The organism is Yoonia sp., from assembly GCF_017854565.1.
GTDB lineage: Bacteria > Pseudomonadota > Alphaproteobacteria > Rhodobacterales > Rhodobacteraceae > Yoonia.
The window spans coordinates 1-6,539 of sequence record NZ_JAFMHJ010000085.1 but is presented as its reverse complement, the minus strand read 5'-3'; the positions used below and the strand labels follow the sequence as shown (position 1 = coordinate 6,539).

At 58.5% G+C, this 6,539-nt stretch carries 7 protein-coding genes; 2 read left to right on the top strand and 5 right to left on the bottom strand.

The window, feature by feature from the left end; translation table 11 throughout:
- A partial coding sequence (locus QZ196_RS16970) for an NAD(P)H-dependent oxidoreductase (RefSeq protein ID WP_296428533.1) occupies positions 1–521 on the bottom strand: 521 nt, incomplete at its 3' end.
- A 166-nt stretch (positions 522–687) separates the two neighbouring features.
- Here QZ196_RS16970 and QZ196_RS16965 point away from each other — a divergent pair.
- Positions 688–1,281 carry a thymidine kinase gene (locus QZ196_RS16965; protein WP_296428531.1) on the top strand — a complete coding sequence of 198 codons (594 nt, stop codon included), beginning with the start codon at positions 688–690 and terminating at the stop codon, positions 1,279–1,281.
- A 9-nt stretch (positions 1,282–1,290) separates the two neighbouring features.
- Here QZ196_RS16965 and QZ196_RS16960 read toward each other — a convergent pair whose 3' ends face one another.
- Both QZ196_RS16960 and QZ196_RS16955 read right to left on the bottom strand, forming a co-directional pair.
- Positions 1,291–2,511, bottom strand: coding sequence for a methyl-accepting chemotaxis protein (locus QZ196_RS16960; RefSeq protein ID WP_296428530.1), 1,221 nt, complete (start codon positions 2,509–2,511; stop codon positions 1,291–1,293).
- A 109-nt stretch (positions 2,512–2,620) separates the two neighbouring features.
- On the bottom strand, positions 2,621–4,813 hold the full coding sequence (locus tag QZ196_RS16955; RefSeq protein WP_296428529.1) for a primosomal protein N': 2,193 nt from the start codon (positions 4,811–4,813) through the stop codon (positions 2,621–2,623).
- Between the two features lie 84 nt (positions 4,814–4,897).
- Between QZ196_RS16955 and fsa the strand changes: the two genes are divergently transcribed.
- Positions 4,898–5,551, top strand: a complete 654-nt coding sequence (fsa, locus tag QZ196_RS16950; protein ID WP_296428528.1) for a fructose-6-phosphate aldolase — start codon at positions 4,898–4,900, stop codon at positions 5,549–5,551.
- A 129-nt stretch (positions 5,552–5,680) separates the two neighbouring features.
- Here fsa and QZ196_RS16945 read toward each other — a convergent pair whose 3' ends face one another.
- Both QZ196_RS16945 and QZ196_RS16940 read right to left on the bottom strand, forming a co-directional pair.
- Complete coding sequence (locus tag QZ196_RS16945) at positions 5,681–5,980, bottom strand: hypothetical protein (protein WP_296428527.1); 300 nt, start codon at positions 5,978–5,980, stop codon at positions 5,681–5,683.
- 137 nt (positions 5,981–6,117) lie between these two features.
- Positions 6,118–6,539: IS3 family transposase (locus QZ196_RS16940; RefSeq protein ID WP_296428525.1), on the bottom strand; the 422-nt coding region annotated here is incomplete at its 5' end.

Below are 6,539 nucleotides of genomic sequence, written 5' to 3'. Positions count from 1 at the left end.
ACCGAAGATTGGTTCGGGATTGTGATCAGCCGCATCCAGCGCCCGAGGATGCGTAACTGGTTGACCGTATTGAATGATTGCGACCCACCGCTGACTTGCATCACCGCCAGCGTCTTGCCCTGCGTGGGCCGGATGCCACCAATTGGCGACAGGGGCAGCCAATCCACCTGCGTTTTCATGATGCCCGTCATGGCCCCATGCCGTTCCGGGCTGGACCAGACCATGCCTTCCGACCAGATTGCCAGTGCGCGCAATTCGGCCACTTTGGGATGGTTCGCATCAGAATCATCAGGCAAAGGCAAGCCCGACGGGTCAAAGAAACGTGTTTCGCAGCCCAAGGCCCGCAGTACGCGCGCGCCCTCTTCTGCACATAGCCGCGAATAGCTGACGTCGCGCAAGGAACCATAAAGCAGCAATATGCGCGGGGGGTGCCCGGGGTCATCGGGGCCGGCGAGCGCGGCTATATCCAAAGGCTGAAGCGCGCCGGGGACAATATTGGGCATGTCTTGCGTATCCATCATCAATTCGCGCACTTTCTCGGTGGTGTCATTCAATTTCACGCGCGCTTTGTTCCGCGCATGCATCCTGCGTTGCTAGCACAATCAGAAAGATTGAAAAGTCATTGCAGGCAAAAACGACGTCCCTGCGGGATTGCCAAGGTAGCTATCCCAGCGCTAATGACACGGTATGGCAAAGCTATATTTCAACTATTCCACGATGAATGCCGGGAAATCCACGGTGCTTTTGCAGGCGTCCCACAATTATATCGAGCGTGGGATGGAAACCTATTTGATGATCGCCCAGCTGGACAATCGCGCGGGTCAGGGCCGGATCGGCAGCCGGATCGGGATCGGGGCGGATGCCGATACCTTTGCCCAAGGTGAAGACCTGTATCAGAAAATCCAAAACCGCCTGGACCAAGCACCCTGCGCCTGCGTCTTTGTCGATGAGGCGCAGTTTCTGGAGACGGACCAGGTCTGGCAATTGGCACGCGCAGTCGACGATCTGAACGTACCAATCATGGCCTTTGGGCTTCGGGTTGATTTTCTGGGGCAACTGTTTCCCGGCTCGGCTGCATTGTTGGCGCTGGCAGATGAAATGCGCGAGGTGCGCACGATCTGCCACTGCGGAAAAAAAGCGACGATGGTCGTGCGCAAGGATGCGGATGGGCAGGTCATGGCAACCGGTGATCAGATCGCAATCGGCGGAAACGACCGTTATGTTTCGCTGTGCCGTCGACATTGGCGCGCCGAAATGGGCGAAACGGTCGGGTCCCGCTAGACCGCTTTTCTAGCTTGCCATGCGCATGTTGCGCTCATTGCCGAACCGGAAACCAGACAGTGCATCAGAAAGAACATGCGATCCCTGCGCCAATTGATGGCCCATCGCTGTCATTTCCTCGCACATGGCCGCGTTGTGCTGCGTCGCCTTGTCAAGCGATTGCACCGCATCGTTCAGGTCCCGCACAACGCTGGCCTGCTGGCCAACCGATTGGGTGATATCTCCGATCATCGTGCTGGCCCAAGACACCTGATCGACAATCCCCGACAATGCCTTGCCCGCAGCATTGACGAGGCTTGATACGTTTTCGACTTCTTGCGAACTCTTGAAAATAAGCTGCTTCACGCTTTGGGCCGCATCGGATGTGCGTTGTGCCAATGCCCGGACTTCGGACGCAACGACCGCAAAGCCCCGACCCGAGTCGCCGGCGCGCGCGGCCTCGACACCGACATTCACCGCAAGCAGGTTCGTCACGAGATTGTTGAAATGCACCCGCATCTGATCGTACTGCGGGGCCAGTTCAGCGTCGATCAGCGTCGAAAAATCCCGATTTGACAGGGTTTTGTGATGCCTGCTGAGGAGATCGACCGCTTCGGTCGCAGCCTCGCGTTCGTTTTGGGCTGTCTCTTCTGCCATCTTGTTCGCCTTGGTTGTCAGTTCCATCGCGTCGCGTTGGGCGGTCAATTCCGAATTTATCGCGGCGCGTTGCAGCAGTGACACCGTCAGAATGATCGTTTCCATGACCACGACGGCCGCATGGAGCAAGGTGCGCGCGACATACCCCTCTGTGATGTCCGGATACAGCATTGTGGGCATGGTTACGCTCATTCCCAGATGATGCAGTGCAATCAAAGCGGCTGATCCCAGCAACACCCTGACGTCATACATCACCGAAATCACGGCAAGGATCGCAAAGTAGACCATGTGGGTGTCAATCTGCCACGGGTGCCCCGCGAAGGCGACGGTCAAGGCCATGGTTTGCAGCAACAAAACCAGAGCCAACACAGCCTTGGCGAAACGGGGCGCGGTGACGACGACCCCAAATGCGAAAGCTGTGCAACCAACCGAAAACAGCGCAAGGCCGAAGGGAGAGTTGCCAACCCAAAAGGCACAAATCGGCGCCAACCGCGTCATGGCCGCAAGGTTCCACGAGCCAAGTTTGACGCCATCTTGATTAATCTGTGCGATATCATCGTTGTGGTTCGGGATCGCGGTATTGTTGCTGTTCATAATCTGACCGACCGTTCATTGCACCTGGACGGCGCATGAGGCGCGCCGATCAGCGCAATATCTGCCCGAGACTCTTTGACAGTCAGTGCGTCAAAACCCGCAACCGTCCCTAATAAAAGCTTTGGGGGTCAATATCTATCGACAGCCTTAGGTTTTTGGGTAGCCGAAATTGCGCAACCCATTGCGACAGCGCCTGTTGCAGCTGCGCCGATTTGTCGGCCTTGACCAAAAGACGCACCCGATGCCGTCCGCGCACACGCGCGATCGGTGCAGGCGCGGGCCCGTACACCTGCGCCCCGACCCGCCGCAGCGGCCCGTCCATGCGGGCCATTTCGGCGCCCAGATCAAAGACTTCCTGAACATTGGGACTGCTGAGGATAATCCCGGCCATACGGCCATAGGGCGGCACCCCGGCTGCCTTGCGCTCGGCGGCCTCGGCGGCCCAAAAGCGTTCTTCATCACCGGCAAGGATCGCGCGTATCACGGGATGTTCGGGCTGATAGGTCTGCAACATCGCCTCGCCGGGGGTTTCCGCCCGCCCGGCACGGCCAGCGACCTGTCGCATCAGTTGGAATGTCCGCTCGGCTGCGCGCAGGTCAGAGCCTTGCAGGCCAAGATCGGCGTCGATCACACCAACCAGCGTCAGCAATGGAAAGTTGTGCCCCTTGGCCACCAATTGCGTGCCAATGATAATGTCGGTCCCGCCAAGCGCGATCTGTTCGATATGCGCCTTCATCGCGCGGGCAGAGCCATAAAGGTCCGACGACAATACCGCGATGCGCGCGTCCGGAAACAGCGCCGCGACCTCTTCGCCCATCCGTTCCACACCCGGACCGACGGCGCTGAGTTTGTCTTCGGCGTCGCAAGAGGGGCATTTGGTCGGCATCGGCTTTGTCTCGCCGCATTGGTGACACATCAGCCGTTTCAGAAATCGGTGTTCAACCATCCGCGCATCGCAATGGTCACAGCCGATCTGGTGCCCGCAGGCCCGACACAATGTGATCGGGGCATAGCCGCGCCGATTGAGGAAGATCAAAGATTGCTCTTTGCGCTCGAGCCTTTGTGCAATCGCACCCCGAAGCGTGGGCGAAACCCACCGCCCCCCCGGCACATCCTCTACGCGCATATCAATCGCTGACATTTTGGGCATGACGGCCGCCCCAAAGCGCGATGTCAGTTCCAGACGCTGATACTTGCCGGCCTGCGCGTTGGCCCAGCTTTCCAACGATGGCGTGGCCGAGGCCAGCACCACCTGCGCCCCATTGATGGCCGCGCGCAGCACAGCCATATCGCGGGCGTTATAAAGCACGCCGTCCTCTTGTTTGTACGATGTGTCGTGTTCCTCATCGACCACGATCAGCCCGAGATTCTGGTAGGGCAGAAACAGGGCAGAGCGAGCCCCGACGACCAACTGTGCCGCACCCTGGCCAACCATGCGCCAACAGCGGCGGCGCTCTGTCATGGTAACGCCGGAATGCCATTCGGCGGGCTTCATCCCGAACCGCGCCTCGACCCGGTTTATGAATTCGCCAGAGAGCGCAATTTCAGGCAGCAGAACCAACGCCTGACGGCCCATGCGCAGGCATTCGGCGACAGCCTCCAGGTAGACTTCGGTCTTGCCCGATCCGGTGACCCCTTTGAGCAGGGTCGTGCCGTATGCGTCGGTGCGCAAGGCGGCACGCAGGGCCTCGGCACCGCTGGCCTGATCAGCCGACAGGGCCTTGCCACCATAGTCGGGGTCAAGCGCGGGATAGGGCGTGTCGCGGGGCGCTTCTTCTTCGCTCACCGCGCCTTGCTTGACCAGCCCCTTGACGACGGACGGCCCCACATCGGCCATCTCGGCCAATTCACGCAGCGTGAACGACAAACCGCCATAGTCGCGCAGCACCTCAAGGACCTTCGTGCGGGCGGCGGTCGCGCGGTCAGGTTCGCCGGTCCCAAGGCGATAGACCGTGCGCATTGACGGCGGATCACCAAGGCCGGGCGCGCGCGTGCCAAGGCGCAGCATGGCAGGCATCGGTGTCAGCGTATAATCGGCGGCACGGGTCAGGAAGGTGCGCATTTCATCGCGCATGGGTGCGACATCCAGCACGCGCATCACGGATCGGATCTTGGCGCGATCATAGTCGCCCTTGCCCGGTGCCCAGACGACACCAATCACTTTGCGCGGGCCAAGCGGCACCTCGACAAAGGCACCAAGGTGACAGCCGCCTTCGGGTGCTTTATAGTCCAGCAAACGGTCAAGCGGCTGCGTGGTCAGCACACCGACCAGATCGCCTTCGTGAAAATAGCTGTCTGTCATAGCCGCCTTTTGAGGGTTTCCGCATTGTACGTCATCAGGTAGACGCTGAAGTAACAAACACCAACCCATGCCCGGAGTGAAGAGATGAAGTTTTTCGTAGATACCGCCGAGATTGACCAGATCAAGGAACTGCACGCCCTCGGAATGGTCGATGGGGTCACAACCAACCCGTCGCTGATCGCCAAATCGGGGCGTGATATCCTTGAGGTCACCAAGGAAATCTGTGACCTTGTCGATGGTCCCGTATCGGCCGAGGTCGTCGCACTGGACGCCGAAACCATGCTGGCCGAAGGCCGCAAGCTGGCCAAGATCGCCGACAACATCGCCGTCAAAGTCCCGCTGACATGGGCCGGCCTGCAGACCTGCAAGGCGCTGTCGGACGACGGCATCATGGTGAACGTCACCTTGTGTTTCTCGGCCAATCAGGCGCTGCTGGCGGCCAAAGCCGGTGCCACTTTCATCAGCCCATTCATCGGTCGGCTGGATGATATCAACCTTGATGGCTTGCAACTGATCGAAGATATCCGCACGATCTATGACAACTACGGGTTTGAAACGAATATCCTGGCCGCGTCGATCCGGTCCGCCAACCACATGAGCGATTGTGCCAAGATCGGCGCAGATGTGGCGACAGCACCGCCCGCCGTGATCAAAGCCATGGCAAACCATATCCTGACCGACAAAGGTCTGGCCGGTTTTATGGCCGATGTGAAAAAGGCCAATATCAAGATCCTGTAAACGACAAACCCGCCAAGTCGCCACGACTTGGCGGGAACGCCGCCGCTGAATCCGAATGGCAAAAAAACGACACCCGCAAACCGCGTTGGTCCGCTATCCAGAAAATACCGACCTCCCATGCACCAACGTTCAGTCGTGCGACTGCGAGGTCTTAGCGCCCTCAGGTGGCTTGCCGAATGCTATGCGCCGAGACGTAATGAGCCCCTCCGGTGCGACAATCTCAATAATTGAGTTGTTAAGAGCATCTACGAATAGCTTATTAAAAATAATGGGGGAAAATTTTTGGTGGCTGAACATCACGTTAGGCAGTCGGATATCAGAGAGCGTTCCCGCCAGATAGTCTGGTAGTCGAATAAATTCCGCATGTTCGGTAACGCCATCCATAAGGGGGCTAGCGAACATGATTTGCGGCCGCAAAACGTCGATCACCCGGTAATCTCACCATTTTTAGCGGGGTGCGACAGTAGAACTTACGCGGCCATTTTCAGTTTCATGGCAGGTGTGATCCGGTCGGTGCCCATGTTGGCGTGGTCTTGTCGCATATTTGTGCCGCTCCAAGTGCTCGTTTAGGCCGCCTGGCGTTCGAATGCCAAGGGGCTTTTTCCTCCCAATGCTGAATGTCGACGGCGTGGGTTATAGAAGCCGTTTATGTATTGGAAGATGGCGGTTTCGGCGTGGCGACGCCTTTCCCACGACCTGCGCCAGATCAGCTCGGCCTTGATCGTCTTGAAGAAGGTCTCAATGGCGGCATTGTCATAGCAATTACCCTTGCCGCTCATTGACGCCTTGAACCCATGCTCCCGCAGGATCTTCTGATAGTCGTGCGAACAGTATTGGCTGCCACGGTCGCTGTGGAAGATACAGTCCTTGGGCGGTGATCGCAGGGCGATGGCCATCTTCAGTGCCCTGATCGCCAGATCGCGTTTCATACGGTTGCCTCCCGATATTTTGTTGCCTGGGGCCAGACAGAGCCACGACGTGAAGTGCT